The organism is Peptostreptococcus canis (genome assembly GCF_014229965.1).
Taxonomy (GTDB): domain Bacteria; phylum Bacillota; class Clostridia; order Peptostreptococcales; family Peptostreptococcaceae; genus Peptostreptococcus; species Peptostreptococcus canis.
Map to the genome: position 1 here is coordinate 369,363 of NZ_JABGBW010000001.1, position 15,505 is coordinate 384,867.

Sequence of the window (15,505 nt, forward strand, 5' to 3'; positions counted from 1 at the left end):
TGTCTTTTTTAATGGAGTGCTAGCCAAACATATATTGAATTTGATTATGTTATTCTGATAGAGACAGATGTGGCTAGAAATTTGTCTTTTTTTTATACTCAATTATTATAATTTATTAATGGCTCTGAGTATGTGAGGGGGAAATGTGAAATGGAGAACACGGTTGTTCTGAAATTTGGAGGTACATCAGTAGGTACAATAGAAAAAATTAAAAAAATTTCTAATTATTTGAAACAAAGAGTATATAAAGGTGAAAAATTGGTAGTAGTAGTATCTGCAATGGGAAAAACTACGGATAACCTTATTAAACAGGTGGAGGAAATAACTAATAATCCCGATATACGAGAATTAGATACTCTACTTGCAATAGGAGAACAAAATACAATTTCATTAATGGCTATAACACTGAATGAAATTGGGATAAAATCCAGATCTCTTACTGGAATGCAGGCTGGAATTAAAACATTTGGAAAACACACTAAAAGTAAAATAGCAAATATTGATTCTGACTTCATAAAGGATGAACTTAAAAAATTTGATGTGCTTGTAGTGGCAGGTTTTCAAGGTTTTAATGAAAATAAGGAAATTACTACATTAGGAAGAGGCGGATCCGATACCAGTGCTGTTGCAATTGCTGCAGCTATTGAATCGCCTTGTGAAATATATACGGATGTTCATGGGGTATATAGCACTGATCCAAGAGTATATCCGGAAGCTATTAAACTGGATGAGATTAGTTATGAAGAAATGCTTGAGCTTTCTGCATTGGGTGCTGGTGTTCTGGAAAGTAGATGTATTGAGATAGCAAAGAACTATAATATACCAATTTATTTAGCAAAGACTTTATCAGGTAAGAAAGGAACATGGATTATGTCGAAAGAAAATTTACTAGAGAAGAAAGTTGTCACGGGGGTTGCATTAGATAAAGATGTGTTGCATGTGACAATAATTTGTAAAGACTTTTCTTCTGATTTTATTGAGGAACTGTTCAATCAACTAGATTATTATAGTGTAAATATTGATATGATAAGTCAAGTTGTATTTGATGACAAGGTAAACGTTTCATTTACATGCAAGAATAGTGATAGAAATTTTTTGAATTCTATATTAGAAATTATTGATAGTAAATATAAGGATATACAATATGATATAAAGAGTAATTTTTCAAAATTATCCATAGTCGGATCTGGAATGAGAGATGTAAGCGGTGTGGCTGCTAGAGCATTTAGAACTCTTTGTTCAAATAATATAAAGTTTTATCAGGTAACAACCTCTGAAATATCTATTTCTTATGCAATAGATTTATCTGATTCTGAAAAGGCGGTTCAATTATTCTGTAAAGAATTTGAACTATAGTATAAATATTAAGTGTTAAATATAAAATATTAAATATAATGGTTGTTGTTTTTTATAAGAAAGGAGATTATATAATGGCAAATTTTGCAGTTGTTGGAGCTACTGGAGTAGTAGGTAATAAAATGTTGGAGTGTTTAGAGGAAAGTAATTTAAAGATAGATAAATTATATTTATTTTCTTCAAATCGATCAGCAGGTAAAGTACTGAAGTTTAGAGGTGAAGATATAGAAGTAGAGGAGTTAAATGAAAATTCATTTGATAGAGATATAGATTACGCTCTTTTTTCAGCGGGTGGATCTATTTCCGGTAAATATGCACCAATAGCGGAAAAAAAAGGTGTTATAGTAATAGATAATTCAAGTTTTTGGAGAATGCATGAAGATATAGATTTAATAGTACCGGAATGTAATGAGCCAAAACTGAATAGAAAAATTATTGCTAATCCAAATTGTTCCACTATTCAGTCTGTAGTACCATTAAAACCATTAAATGATAAATTTGGGATAAAAAGAATTGCATATACGACTTATCAGGCTGTATCAGGATCTGGTAAAAAAGGTATTGATGACTTGAAAAATGGCCAAAAAGGATTGGATCCGACTAATTATCCTCATCCAATTTATAATAATGTTCTTCCTCATATAGATTCGTTTTTGGATAACGGATACACTAAAGAAGAAATGAAAATGATTGATGAAACTAAGAAGATATTAGATTTAGGTGATGATGTCAGTATTACAGCTACTTGTGTAAGGGTTCCGGTTCTTAATTCGCATAGTGTAGAAATTAATGTGTCTTTTAACAAAGAAGCAACTGTTGAAGAAATAAGAGATGTTCTTTCCAATTCTCCGGGAGTAGTTGTTATTGATAATCCTCAAGACAATAAATATCCAATGCCTATAATGACTTCAGGTAAAAATGAAGTCTATGTTGGAAGAATTAGAAAAGATATTTCTCAAGATAATGCGTTTCATATATGGTGTGTAGCAGATAATATTAGAAAAGGTGCGGCTACAAATGCCGTTCAAATAGCTGAAATGCTTGAGGATTTAACAAAATAAAATTATTTTATGATTTAATAAAAAACTTGGAAGTACGTTTAAAAATTGTGAAAAGTATTTTAATTAATTGGAGGTATAGTTATGACTAGATTATTTAAAGGTGTTGCTACAGCAATAGTTACGCCTATGAATGAAGATGGAACGATTGATTATGAAAATTTTGAAAGATTAGTCAAATTCCAATTAAAAAGTGGGATTGATGCTCTTATAGTTTCCGGAACTACGGGAGAAGGTTCAACTTTAAGTTTGGATGAAAAACTGAAACTTCTAGAGATAGCAAAAGAATGCAGAGGAGATATATATGATTGTCCTATTGTATTGGGAACAGGATCAAATAATACCGCTGAGAGTATCAGACAGACTAAGTCTGCTAAAGAAAATGGTGCGGATGCTGCCTTATTAGTAACTCCTTATTATAATAAAACTAGTCAAAGAGGTTTAATTGCCCATTATTTTGAAATAGCTAATAATGTTGATATACCATTAATATTATACAATGTTCCAGGTAGAACAGGAATGACAATTGAGCCGGAAACAGTGGCAAAACTATCAACTCATAAAAATATAATTGCTTTAAAAGATGCTACCGGGAATATGAAATATATGGATAAGGTTAGATCTCTATTGGATAGTAAGGATGAATTTGCTCTATATAGTGGGGATGACGGAACATTTTTTGATTTCCTTGTACATGGGGGAGATGGAGTAATAAGTGTAATTTCAAATTGTCTTCCAAAGATGTTTAAAGAAATTTACAATTTATATAGTAACGCTGAAATTAATAAGTCTAGAGATCTTCAAATAAAGTTAAACCTTTTTATTTCAACCTTATTTTCAGATGTAAGTCCAACTCCGATAAAAGCTGTTTTAGCTGAAATGGGATATTTAAAAGAATATTTTAGACTTCCTCTTATTTCTACTACTGACACTGTCAGAAAGAATGTGATACGTGAGTATAACTTACTAAAAGGAGAGGAGGATAATCTTTAATGAAAATTATATTAAGCGGCTATGGAACTATGGGTAAGATTGTTGAAAAAATGGCATTAGAAAAGGGACATACCATAGAAGGGGTATTTTCAATAGTTAATATTGAATCTCCATATACTATATTTTCGAATGTTGAATCTTTGCCGAGTGCTGATATAATTATAGATTTTTCGCACCCGGACAATATAATAGCTTTACTTGAGGGGGCAAAGCAACATAAAATACCCATGATAGTAGCTACAACAGGAAATAGAAATAACGTTATTAAAGCTATAGAGGATGCAGCTAAGTTTTGTCCGATTTTTTTCAGTGAAAATATGAGTTATGGAATTCACGTTTTTACGAAATTATTGGAATACTTAGTACCTCTTCTTGATGAGTTTGATATAGAAATCATTGAGAAACATCATAATAAAAAAATTGATTCTCCTAGTGGTACAGCTTTAAAAATTATTGATACAATAATTAGTTCAAATGATAATTTACATCCTTTTTATGAAAGGTTTACTGAACCTCATAAAAGAGAACTCGGTGAAATCGGTGTAAGCTCTGTAAGGGGAGGGACAATTGTAGGAGAACATAGTGTGATTTTTGCAGGAAATGACGAAGTTATAGAAATTACACACACAGCCCAATCAAAAAAAATATTTGCTGAAGGGGCCTTAAAGGTAGCGTGTTTATTAAAAGAAAAACAAAATGGAATATATTCATTTGATACAATTTAAAATTATTAACAGGAGAGAATATGACAAAAGAATTTTTAACATCAGAGGAAATTATTGATTATATAGCGACTTCGAAAAAAACGACTCCAGTAAAAGTCTATATAAAAGGAGAACTGAATAACTTGGTATTACCTGAAAATATAGTTGAATTTGGCTCAGACAATTCAAGGGTACTATTTACAGATATTGATACATGGAATCTTGTATTGGAGAATAATCGGGATTTAATAAAAAATTATATAGTTGAAAATGACAGAAGAAATAGTGCAATACCAATGTTGGATTTAACTAACATAAATGCAAGAATCGAGCCGGGGGCAATTATTCGCGAACACGCAGTGATAGGTGAAAATGCGGTGATAATGATGGGCGCTATTATAAATATTGGGGCAGTTGTAGGAAAAGGAACTATGATAGATATGGGAGCAGTACTTGGTGGAAGAGCAACAACAGGAGAAAATGTTCATGTAGGAGCGGGTGCCGTTCTGGCAGGAGTAATTGAGCCGGCAAATGCAAATCCTGTAATTATTGAAGATAATGTGCTAATTGGAGCTAATGCTGTAATTCTCGAAGGTGTCAGAGTAGGAAAGAATTCTGTAGTTGCAGCTGGTTCAATAGTGACTGAAAATGTGCCGGAAAATTGTGTAGTTGCAGGAGTACCGGCAAGGATAATAAAAAGTGTTGCTGAAGTAGATAATAAAAAGATCAGTATAATTGATGCATTAAGAAATCTTGATTAGGAGAAGTAAATGAGGTATACATCACTGGAACAAATTAAAAAATGGAGGAGATATTTTCATAAATATCCAGAAATTTCACTAAAAGAATTCAACACATCAAGATATATAAGAACACAATTATTAGAAATGGGTATCGAATTTGAAGAATCTATGGAAACGGCTACTATAGCGAAGATAGAGGGAAAAGGCAATAAATATATTTTATTAAGAGCTGATATCGATGCACTTCCCATTAAAGAAGATAATAAAGTATATTATGCTTCAGATAATATTGGTATAATGCATGCTTGTGGGCATGATGCCCACATTACTATGCTTCTTGCAGCAGTAAATGAAATTTATAATATGTCGAAGAATGATGATTTAGATATTAACGTTATTGCTGTTTTTCAGCCTTCCGAAGAATCATTTGGAGGAGCGAATATACTTATAGAAAAATATGATTTTTCAAAATATGATATAGTTGCAAGTTACTCACTTCATGTAAATCCGGACTATAATGAGGGAGATATAGCTACAAAAAGTGGAAATATAATGGCAAGTTGCAATGAGTTTGAGGTCAAGGCAAAAGGAAAATCAGCTCACGTAGCCAAAAAGAATTGTGGGATTGATTCATTAAATGCCATTATACAAGTATACCAACAGTTTGCCAATATAGTAGCTTATAATATTGAGAGTAATCATACTTGTATCATTCACACAGGAACATTAACTTCCGGTGAAGTGATGAATTCGGTGCCGGAATATTCTAAAATGGAAGGAACTATTAGAACATATAATTCAAAGGACTTTGTTATTATAAAAGAAAAAATGGAGTCTATTTGTAGAGGAGTTTCAGTATCGACGGGTTGTGAAATACAACTAGAGGTAAGAGAAGGGTATCCGGCTGTAGTAAATTCAGAAGAATTAATTGATTCAGCTGAAAAGGCAGCAAATAAATCTAATGCTAATTTTATTCTAATCAAAGAACCATATTTATTAGGTGAAGATTTTTCATTTTTTTCAAGGATATCACCTATAAACTACACTTTTGTCGGTATAAGAAATGAAAAATTAGGTTATACCAGTGGACTCCATACACCAACTCTTATGATGAGAGAAGAAGCTTTAGTATATGGAATTGATTTTTTTGTGGAAATAGTGAAAGGATATGGTGATTTATGATTGAGGCAACTCTTAAAATAAATATTGCTGCACTATATAATAACGCAAAATATTTAATAGAGAAAACAAATGGTGGTGTAATTGCTACAGTTAAAAATAATGCATATAATTTTGGATTGGAAAAAGTATTGCATACATTTTATAATGCAGGAATAAGAGCTTTTTCAACAACCTCATTAAAAGATAGTATATATATTAGAGAACTATATCCTAATGTTATGGTATTTCTTTTAAATCCATGTGAGGAGTTTGAACTTTTGAGAAAATATAAAATAAGTTGTACATTACCATCATACGATTTTCTTTTAAAAAATAAAGAAAATATGTACGATATATATTGGCATCTGGAATGGGCAGGAATTATGAGGAGATCAGGTTGCAGGAGTGAGGAAGAATTTTTCCAAGCCTTAGAGTTTGCAAGTAATAATAATATAAATATAGATGGAATATGGACTCATTTTTCCTATGCTGATGAGTTTGATGATAAAAATACGTATTTAACAGAAAAGAGTAGATGGATTGATATACAAAAAAAAGCGTGTAGTTTATGTGATTTCCAATATGTCCATTCTCAAAATAGTCCGTCTTTTGCTAGAGATGGTAAATTAGAAGGGCATACCCATATTCGTCCGGGAATATTTTTATATGGGTGTATGCCATATGAAATTGAATCAACTAGCGAAGTATATAATAAAATTCAACATGTACTAGATTTAACGGCTAGTGTAATTTCAATAATTAATTTGGATTTAGGCGAAAGTATAGGCTATTGTTCATCATATGTAGCTGAAAAAGATAATACAAGATTAGCAGTCATAAATATAGGCTATGGTGACGGATTAAAAAGAGAAAGAATAAAGAATAACATTGTGGAAATAAATGGGAGAAGATATGAGTTAGTATCAATAATGATGAGTCATACCGTAGCGATTGTAGATAATAGCGTAAATGTAGGCGATATTGCTAGATATTATGGAAAAGAAATACCTGTTCATGAATTTACTTTTAGAGGAGTAGGCTCCTGTTCAGAACAAATATCATATTTTAATCATAACACGCTAAACGTAGTATATGAAAATATAGAGTATTTAGGACAAGTAAAATAAATACTTCATTATTCATAAAAGGATAATATAGTTAAGGGGAATTAATATGAAGTTAAATGGTACGAGTAAAGTTGATATTGACGGTAATTTAATTATAGGAGGGGTTAGTTGCATTAATCTGGTGAATGATTATAGTACACCTCTATTTGTATATGATGAACAGTTAATTAGACAACAATGTAGAAGATTTAAAGAGACGCTTTCAAAATCAGGAACCAACTTTCATATATCATACGCAAGTAAAGCATTTATTTGTAAGGAAATGGTAAAAATTATTAAAGAAGAAGGTATGGGATTGGATGTAGTATCTATTGGAGAACTATATAATGCTTTAGCTGCAGACTTTCCGGCAGATAGAATTCATTTTCATGGAAATAATAAAACAGAAGAAGAAATTGTTTATGCTCTAGAAAATAATATAGGTTGTTTTGTGATTGATAGTATGGATGAAGTAGATAAACTGGAGAAAAATTTAAGAAAATTAGATAAAAAAACGAAATGTTTACTCAGAGTTACTCCCGGGATTGAGGCACATACACATGAATTTATTACAACGGGTAATACAGATTCAAAATTCGGTTTAAATATAGATAATAAACAGGCAGAAAAAGCTATAATTAAAATTTTAGAATCAAGATATTTGGAAATTATCGGTGTTCATTTTCATATAGGTTCTCAAATCTTTGGAGTAGATGGAACTATTGTTGCCATGGAAAAAATATTTAAATGGCTGAGTGAACTGGAAAAATCTATATTATTTAAGGCAAAAGTCGTGAATATCGGAGGGGGCTTTGGAATAAGATATACTAATGAAGATATATCTTATCCGATAGAGGATTCGTTAAAAAAAATAATTAACTCACTTAAAAGTTTATCTTCAAAGTATAACGTTCAAATGCCACAATTATGGCTTGAACCCGGAAGATCTATAGTAGGTGAAGCAGGTTATACTTTATATAAAGTAGGTACAAAAAAAGAAATTCCACATGTGAGAAATTATGTTTCAGTAGATGGAGGAATGAGTGATCATATTAGAACTGCTCTATACGGTGCCAAATATGAAGTTGCAATAGCTAATAAAATGAATAAAAATACTGATTATCTTGCGACGATAGCAGGTAAATGTTGTGAATCCGGAGATATAATAGCAAAAGATGTTTATATAGCAAATCCTGAAATAGGTGATATTTTGGTAGTAAGTTGTACGGGGGCATACCATTATTCAATGGCTTCAAACTATAATCAAATGACAAAACCGGCAGTGGTTTTTGTGGAAAATGGAAATTCAAAGCTTGTCATAAAAAGAGAATCATTGCATGATTTAATTAGAAATCAATTATAGATTAATAGAAATTTTTATGAGAATATACTTCATAATTTGTGCATTTAGTATGTTTTTAACTCATGTTTTCTCTGTAAAAATAATAATCTTGTAGATATAGTATAAAATATAAATAGCCATATTAGTAAAAATATTAGAACAGGTCAAAAGTTATGACTTGTTCTAATATTTTTTTAGTATAGAAAAAATTTTTAATATAAATTATAATAAAAGTGTGATTTTTTTATAAAAAAGTCTATATTGTAATAGAAATGTAAAATTATAGATTTACTAATTTTTATATAGAGATTAGTATTTTTGACCTAATTTATCATCTCTAAAAAGTGTAAAAACTTAGTGTGTATAATAATTTAATATATAGTTATAATAATTGTTTTTGCAATATTAAAAATCTTTATTTGTTAGCATTGAAAGTTCAGGAGGTATATTATGGTGAATGAAGAATTTATTTGTGATGTTGAGCAATTGTTAAAAATATATAGGGGAAAATTTGAAGATGAGGATTTCAAACTGCCGGAAAATGTCTGTCTTAATGTTAATGACAAATATGATCTGGTGGATAGATTGTTAATTTGGGAGTGTAGAATCGGGAATCCTTATACAAAAGAAATATTTGTCAGAGATAAAATCGATTTCGTCAAAAAAGTTATAAAGTATGATAAGGAAATTATGTCATATAAAAATAGAGGACTTGACGATGAAGATTTATTTCAAGTCGGAATGATCGGTGTATTATACACATTGAGAAGATATGATTTTAGAAAAGATGTAAAAGTAAGAACTTTTCTAGCTAATAATATTAGATTTAGTATCAGGAATGACTTTAGAAAATATGGTGCAGTTTCAGTTTCTAGAGAAGCCGGAGCTGTATATAAAAAATGCTTTGATAAAATTGATATTTTGGATGATAAAATTAGTTCAAATATGCTAGAGCAACTGAGTCAAAATATGAAGATTGAAAGAACAAAAATTTTAGAAAGCTTTTTAGCCATAAAAAGCAGAAATAGTATGTGTTATTTTACTAATGAAGAAGTTGTTGATGCAGATTCATACTCTGTTGATAAATATTTTAATAATGTATTTAGAGATTATAAGGAAAAAACCGACATATCATTTGACTATAGAATGGTGCTAGATGCGATGCATAAATTGCCGAGGCGTGAATTTTATATAATAAAACGCATTTTTATAGACGATAGGACTCAAATAGAAGTTGCTAGAGAGCTAAATATCTCAGTTACAACAGTTGGAAAAATAAAAAAAAGAGCAATAGAATTTATCAGAGCGATTGTATGTGAAAAAGAAAGCGACTAAAAACATGATAAAAACCTTAGAAGATATTATTATCCAGGATTTTTTGTATGAATGAAACCCCCGGTTAGACTGAGGCTCTGTTTTAGCTTTAGCATTGAAAAACTATTAAAAATCCTCCAGAGCATATAATTAATTTGTGGTCTGACAATTACAAAAATTATTTACGAAGGAGGATTTTGTATTTCAAAAGACATACACAGTTTATCACATGCAAGATGAAATGTAAATGATGAGAATTATACAAAAGGTAAAATAAATGCCCTTTTTAAAGAGTAGCAGGTAAAATTTGCGAGTGTCGAACCACAACATTTTTAAGATACTGCTAGTAAATAAGATCTTAACGGCCGAAAATGAAGAACCGCCAGCTAGGCTGGCGGATTTCTGTATATTCATTTTTATCCTTTTTAAGTATCACGTTTATCAAATAACTTACCAAAAATAGTTTTAAATAAAAAATATTATATAAGAGTTATTTTGCAAGTGATAAGGCAATACTTAATATATAATATTTTTTATAATAGATATATAATTAATTATCTAAGTTCGTTAGTCACATTAAATATATATGGTACATTTCTATATTTATCATGAAAATCAAATCCATATCCAACAACAAATTTGTCTTCAATAGTATATCCACAGTAGTCAGGTTTAAATTCAACTTCCCTTCTACTTGGTTTGTCAAGTAATACACAAGTTTTTAGTGATTTTGGATTTTTCGCTTTGATATGATTTAATACAAAATTCATTGTATTGGCAGTATCAGCTATATCATCTACTATAAGTACATCATAGTCAGTAATATCCGAAATAGTAATATCCGACTGAACTTTTACCCTTCCTGATGATACTTCTTCATGTCCGTAACTAGAAGTTGTCATAAAGTTTACTCTTAGAGTTTTAATATCTATTTTTCTTACCAAATCAGCACAGAATATAAAACTTCCCTTTAAAAGTGCTATAATAAGCAGATTTTTATCTTTGTAATCATTTTTTATCATATTACCAAGTTCTGTAAGCTTACTATCTATGGCATTCTCATCAAACATTATTTCCCATTTTCTTTCCTCTATATTCATTATAACCTCCATGTAATAAAATGAAACCTTTAACTTTAATAATTTTTATTATATCACAGAGCATTGTAATATTTAAAATAAATTTATAAAAAAGTGAAAATAAATTATTTATTATGGAAAATTTCTTTTTCTAGAGGTTTTTATTATTTTTTAGAGTTTTATAATCCATAATTTGTGTATAGAAAGAAAAAACTAAAAAACTAATTGACAAACTATATTTATATATCGTAATATATAAATATATGGATTATAAAATATAGTAAGGAGGTAATATAGATGGAGATTAGTAACACTATGGAGGAATTTGAAGAGCATGCAGAAATATTAAAAGCAATTGCACATCCAATAAGATTATGTATTGTGAAGGGCTTAATTGAAAATGGATCGTGCAATGTATCTAAAATGCATTCATGTCTAGAAACTCCCCAGTCTACAATTTCTCAACACTTGGCAAAGCTTAAGTCGGCCGGAATAATAAAGGGTGAAAGAAGTGGTACAGAAATCTCATATTATGTAGATAATGAAAAAGTGAAAAAAGTTATTGAATCACTGTTTGATTAGTGAAAAGTTATAATGACTGTTGAGTTTTAGATTAAAAAAATGATTATCAATTTATTGAATTGAAAGGAGAAAAAATATGAAAAAGATATTAATTGTCGGAGGTGTTGCTGGTGGGGCTACGGCTGCAGCACGTCTTAGAAGATTGGATGAAACTGCTAATATAATTATGTTTGAAAGGGGAGAATATATTTCTTTTGCAAACTGTGGACTTCCGTATTACATAGGTGAAGTTATAGGAAGTCGAGATGCTCTTCTTGTTCAAACGGTTGAAGGGATGAGTGCAAGATTTAATCTTGATATTAGGAATTTTAGCGAAGTAGTGGCTGTAGATGCCGAAAAAATGGAAGTAACTGTTAGAAATGTTAATACAGGGGAAGAATATACGGAGTCTTATGATGAATTAATTCTTTCTCCGGGAGCGAACCCTATAAAGCCGCCTATTCCGGGATTAAGTGAAGCTGACAATGTGTTTACCTTAAGAAATATACCGGATACCGATGCTATAAAAAAATATGTTGATGAAGAAAAGCCTGTTGAGGCAGTAGTAATCGGAGGTGGATTTATAGGTGTTGAAATGGCGGAAAATCTCGTTGAAAGAGGAGTTAAGGTTCATTTAATTGAAATGCTTGATCAAGTAATGGCTCCATTTGATTTTGAAATGGCGCAGATTCTTCATGCTCATATGTCTGAAAAAGGCGTTGACTTAATTTTGGGAGATGGTGTAAATTCTTTCAAAGATAACGGAAAGACAATTGTATTAAATAGTGGAAAAGAAGTTTCAACGGATATGACTATTCTTTCAATTGGGGTAAAACCGGAAAATTCATTGGCAATTTCTGCAGGATTAGAGTTAGGACCTAGAGGACACATAAAAGTTAATGAGAATCTTGAAACTTCTAAACCTCATATATATGCAGTAGGAGATGCAATTGAAACACAGGGACTTATTTATGGTGAAGCATCAAGTATAGCCCTTGCTTCTCCTGCTAATAGACAGGCAAGAATAGTAGCTGATAGAATCAATGGAATAGATAGTAAATATAAAGGTGTTTTAGGAACATCGGTAGCTAAAGTATTCGATTTGAATGCTTCATCAACAGGTCATAATGAAAAAAGATTAAAAATGATGGGTAAAGAAAATTATAAAGCCGTACATATTCATCCACTGTCAAATGCAGGATATTATCCAACTGCGGCACCACTTGATTTAAAACTTATTTTTGAAGTTCCAAGCGGTAAGATATTGGGAGCACAGGCGATTGGTACATCCGGAGTAGAAAAAAGAATAGATGTGATTTCTACTGCAATTGCAGGTGGTCTTACTGTAAGAGAGTTACAGGATTTAGAATTGGCATATGCACCGCCATTTTCATCAGCTAAAGACCCCGTAAATATGGCCGGTTATGTGGCTACAAATATATTAGATGGAATTTCAGATTCCGTTTCAGTCGCAGAAATTGATGATTTAATTTCTGATGGGGGTGTACTAATAGATGTAAGAAACCCGGAAGAATGTATATTAGGGACAATTCCGGGATCTATAAATATACCGCTGGATGAATTGAGAAGCAGGTTAGATGAAATACCTAAGGATAAGAATATATATGTATCTTGTCAGGTTGGTCTTAGAGGGTATGTAGCTCTTAGGATATTAAGACAAAATGGAATTAATGCAATGAATTTAGATGGCGGATATGAATCTTATGAACAATTAAAAGGGGAATCTTCAAAAGAAAATCCGGATGTAGCTGGTTTGGCTTGTACTGACAATTCAAATGTACTTAAAAAAAAACTAACTAATGATTCGTCTAGTTATAATGGAGAGATAAAAGAAGAAACCATAATACCCTGCACAGGAAAAATAATTAAAGTTGACGCAAGGGGACTACAGTGTCCGGGACCTATAGCGAAAGTATATTCAGCTTTAAATGAAGCAAATGATGGTGATGTTGTGGAAGTAAAAGCTACTGATCCCGGATTTGGAAAAGATATAGCTGCTTGGTGTGCAAAAATGGGATATAAGTTAATTGAATCATCTATAGAAGATGGTTGTACAAAAGCTGTAATTCAAAAGTCCGGAATAGGTAACATTGAATCTATATGTGAAACTTCCTCATCTAAAAATGGTGCTACAATGGTAGTATTTAGCGGAGATTTAGACAAAGCAATTGCTTCCTTTATAATTGCAACCGGTGCAGCATCTATGGGCAAAGAAGTAACGATGTTCTTTACTTTCTGGGGACTGAATATACTTAGAAGAAGTGATATAGAAGTTAAAAAAGAAGGAATGGAAAAAATGTTTAGTAAAATGATGCCTAAGGGTGTTGATGAATTAAAGATTTCCAAAATGAATATGGCAGGTATGGGAACGAAGATGATTAAAGACGTAATGGAAAAGAAAAATGTCGATAGTATTCAAGTTCTTATGAAAAGAGCTCAGGAAATGGGAGTTAAATTTGTCGCTTGTTCAATGAGTATGGATATAATGGGAATTACAGCAGAAGAATTAATCGACGGAGTAGAAATAGCTGGAGTAGCAAGTTATCTATCTAACGCAGAAGATGGTAATTTAAATTTATTTATATAAAAACATATTATATATAAATATAAAGTTAACAAGAATTGGTTATATTTCTTATATTTTTAGTAAATTTATGTTATAATAATCATGAAAAAAGACTAAGTCTTTAAAGCTAGGAGGTTATTATGAAAAATAAGTTATATAAACTGATTCTTGTAGGGCTCTCCTTTATAAATGTAGTTATTTTCTCAAAATTTAGTGTAAATGCATACAGTGAATTTGAGAGAATAGAAGGAAGAGATAGATATGATACATCTTTAAAGGTATCATCATTTATTAAAACTGAAAAAGCGGTTCTTGCCAGTGGAAAAAATTTTGCTGATGCTTTAAGTTCAGTAAATATATCAAATAGATTTGATGCAATGATAATACTTACAGATGGAAATACGATTATTAATTCAGAACTCAAAAATAGAGGAATAAAAAAAGTATATATTATTGGTGGCAATCAAACTATACCGAAATCATATGAAACAAATCTAAAAATGGATTTTAAAGTAGAGAGAATTGCAGGAAAAAACAGGTATGAAACATCAAAAAAAACTATAGATATTGCAGGATACTCAAGGGTAGGTATAGCAGATGGAAGAAATTATCCTGATGCATTGTCTGCGGCTCCATTATTGAATCAAGAGGCCTTAGGATTACTACTCGTGGAAGGAAATAAGTCATATCAATTACCTGATGGAATAAGCGTAAAGTATACTTTTGGTGGAGAAAGTTCTGTCAAGCAAGATGGAGGAGAAAGAATCAATGGAACATCGAGATATGAAACAGCTATCAAAATTTCCCAAATGATATCCGAACCTCAAAGGATGGTTGTAGTCAGTGGAAAAGATTATGCAGATGCACTGTCTTCCAGTAATTTTGTAATTTTAGATAAATCTATAATTATGCCGGTACCAACTATACCTTATTACGATGTGATCAAGATGTCAAAAACGATAGATAAATTAACTATAGTTGGAGGAAAAAACTCGGTAAATAAACTTACCGAAAATATATTGCTTGATAAAAATGTCGATAATTCAGGATTGAGTGAAGATGAAAGAATTATATTAGACGAAATTGAGTTGAAAGGCAAAAAAATAATTAATGAACTAAATGATATAGAAAATGCAATTAAAAGTTTAAACGACGGAAAAGATATTTCAATTGCTGAAAAGATAAATAAAATAGCGGAAATAAATAAGAAAATAAAGGAAATTTCGAAAGAAGTTGAAAATTTTATAAATAAAGTTCAGGACAAGATAAACAAAATAAAAGATGGAAAGGAAAAATTACAAAATATCCTCAATAATTTAAAATTAGAAATTGACAATCGTATAAACTTTATAAAAGAAAAAATTAAATTGATTATTTTATAATTTCAAAACGCTGTTTATGAGAAGTTCTCATAAATGGCTTTTTAATTTTTAAAAAATACAGTAAAAATCAGAGTTAGATTTACCATAAATATTGTTTAAAAAATAATACATATACTTTT

At 30.6% G+C, this 15,505-nt stretch carries 13 protein-coding genes; 12 read left to right on the forward strand and 1 reads right to left on the reverse strand.

Annotated elements, in window-relative coordinates; genetic code table 11:
- Window positions 1-150 precede the first annotated feature (150 nt).
- From HLB29_RS01765 to HLB29_RS01805, 9 genes are all read left to right on the forward strand, one after another.
- Window positions 151-1,356, forward strand: coding sequence for an aspartate kinase (locus HLB29_RS01765; RefSeq protein ID WP_185623438.1), 1,206 nt, complete (start codon window positions 151-153; stop codon window positions 1,354-1,356).
- Window positions 1,357-1,430: 74 nt separating this feature from the next.
- Complete coding sequence (locus HLB29_RS01770; protein ID WP_185623439.1) at window positions 1,431-2,417, forward strand: aspartate-semialdehyde dehydrogenase; 987 nt, start codon at window positions 1,431-1,433, stop codon at window positions 2,415-2,417.
- A gap of 81 nt (window positions 2,418-2,498) precedes the next feature.
- Window positions 2,499-3,407, forward strand: coding sequence for a 4-hydroxy-tetrahydrodipicolinate synthase (gene dapA, locus HLB29_RS01775; protein WP_185623440.1), 909 nt, complete (start codon window positions 2,499-2,501; stop codon window positions 3,405-3,407).
- Entirely contained in the window at window positions 3,407-4,132 is a 726-nt protein-coding gene (dapB, locus tag HLB29_RS01780; RefSeq protein ID WP_185623441.1) for a 4-hydroxy-tetrahydrodipicolinate reductase, read from the forward strand. The genes dapA and dapB overlap by 1 nt, the downstream gene beginning before the upstream one ends.
- 20 nt (window positions 4,133-4,152) lie before the next feature.
- Window positions 4,153-4,872 (forward strand): 2,3,4,5-tetrahydropyridine-2,6-dicarboxylate N-acetyltransferase, encoded by a 720-nt coding sequence (gene dapD / locus HLB29_RS01785; protein WP_185623442.1) that lies wholly within the window; start codon window positions 4,153-4,155, stop codon window positions 4,870-4,872.
- 9 nt (window positions 4,873-4,881) lie between these two features.
- Complete coding sequence (locus HLB29_RS01790; protein ID WP_185623443.1) at window positions 4,882-6,036, forward strand: M20 metallopeptidase family protein; 1,155 nt, start codon at window positions 4,882-4,884, stop codon at window positions 6,034-6,036.
- On the forward strand, window positions 6,033-7,142 hold the full coding sequence (locus HLB29_RS01795; RefSeq protein WP_185623444.1) for an alanine racemase: 1,110 nt from the start codon (window positions 6,033-6,035) through the stop codon (window positions 7,140-7,142). The genes HLB29_RS01790 and HLB29_RS01795 overlap by 4 nt, the downstream gene beginning before the upstream one ends.
- Before the next feature lie 46 nt (window positions 7,143-7,188).
- Complete coding sequence (gene lysA / locus HLB29_RS01800; protein ID WP_185623445.1) at window positions 7,189-8,484, forward strand: diaminopimelate decarboxylase; 1,296 nt, start codon at window positions 7,189-7,191, stop codon at window positions 8,482-8,484.
- Between the two features lie 429 nt (window positions 8,485-8,913).
- Window positions 8,914-9,798 (forward strand): sigma-70 family RNA polymerase sigma factor, encoded by an 885-nt coding sequence (locus HLB29_RS01805; RefSeq protein ID WP_185623446.1) that lies wholly within the window; start codon window positions 8,914-8,916, stop codon window positions 9,796-9,798.
- A gap of 533 nt (window positions 9,799-10,331) precedes the next feature.
- Here HLB29_RS01805 and hpt read toward each other — a convergent pair.
- Window positions 10,332-10,877 carry a hypoxanthine phosphoribosyltransferase gene (hpt, locus tag HLB29_RS01810; protein WP_185623447.1) on the reverse strand — a complete coding sequence of 182 codons (546 nt, stop codon included), beginning with the start codon at window positions 10,875-10,877 and terminating at the stop codon, window positions 10,332-10,334.
- Window positions 10,878-11,153: 276 nt separating this feature from the next.
- Between hpt and HLB29_RS01815 the strand changes: the two genes are divergently transcribed.
- From HLB29_RS01815 to HLB29_RS01825, 3 genes are all read left to right on the forward strand, one after another.
- The gene (locus tag HLB29_RS01815; RefSeq protein ID WP_185623448.1) at window positions 11,154-11,438 is read left to right on the forward strand and encodes an ArsR/SmtB family transcription factor; all 285 of its coding nucleotides are present in this window, start codon (window positions 11,154-11,156) and stop codon (window positions 11,436-11,438) included.
- 76 nt (window positions 11,439-11,514) lie between these two features.
- Window positions 11,515-14,025, forward strand: a complete 2,511-nt coding sequence (locus HLB29_RS01820; protein WP_185623449.1) for a CoA-disulfide reductase — start codon at window positions 11,515-11,517, stop codon at window positions 14,023-14,025.
- 119 nt (window positions 14,026-14,144) lie between these two features.
- The gene (locus tag HLB29_RS01825) at window positions 14,145-15,386 is read left to right on the forward strand and encodes a cell wall-binding repeat-containing protein (RefSeq protein ID WP_185623450.1); all 1,242 of its coding nucleotides are present in this window, start codon (window positions 14,145-14,147) and stop codon (window positions 15,384-15,386) included.
- Window positions 15,387-15,505: the final 119 nt, after the last annotated feature.

Bases quoted from the DNA above. Each gene is read 5' to 3' on its own strand.
- HLB29_RS01765 (WP_185623438.1), top strand. From the start codon at position 151: ATGGAGAACACGGTTGTTCTGAAATTTGGAGGTACATCAGTAGGTACA.
- HLB29_RS01770 (WP_185623439.1), top strand. From the start codon at position 1,431: ATGGCAAATTTTGCAGTTGTTGGAGCTACTGGAGTAGTAGGTAATAAA.
- dapA (WP_185623440.1), top strand. From the start codon at position 2,499: ATGACTAGATTATTTAAAGGTGTTGCTACAGCAATAGTTACGCCTATG.
- dapB (WP_185623441.1), top strand. From the start codon at position 3,407: ATGAAAATTATATTAAGCGGCTATGGAACTATGGGTAAGATTGTTGAA.
- dapD (WP_185623442.1), top strand. From the start codon at position 4,153: ATGACAAAAGAATTTTTAACATCAGAGGAAATTATTGATTATATAGCG.
- HLB29_RS01790 (WP_185623443.1), top strand. From the start codon at position 4,882: ATGAGGTATACATCACTGGAACAAATTAAAAAATGGAGGAGATATTTT.
- HLB29_RS01795 (WP_185623444.1), top strand. From the start codon at position 6,033: ATGATTGAGGCAACTCTTAAAATAAATATTGCTGCACTATATAATAAC.
- lysA (WP_185623445.1), top strand. From the start codon at position 7,189: ATGAAGTTAAATGGTACGAGTAAAGTTGATATTGACGGTAATTTAATT.
- HLB29_RS01805 (WP_185623446.1), top strand. From the start codon at position 8,914: ATGGTGAATGAAGAATTTATTTGTGATGTTGAGCAATTGTTAAAAATA.
- hpt (WP_185623447.1), bottom strand. From the start codon at position 10,877: ATGAATATAGAGGAAAGAAAATGGGAAATAATGTTTGATGAGAATGCC.
- HLB29_RS01815 (WP_185623448.1), top strand. From the start codon at position 11,154: ATGGAGATTAGTAACACTATGGAGGAATTTGAAGAGCATGCAGAAATA.
- HLB29_RS01820 (WP_185623449.1), top strand. From the start codon at position 11,515: ATGAAAAAGATATTAATTGTCGGAGGTGTTGCTGGTGGGGCTACGGCT.
- HLB29_RS01825 (WP_185623450.1), top strand. From the start codon at position 14,145: ATGAAAAATAAGTTATATAAACTGATTCTTGTAGGGCTCTCCTTTATA.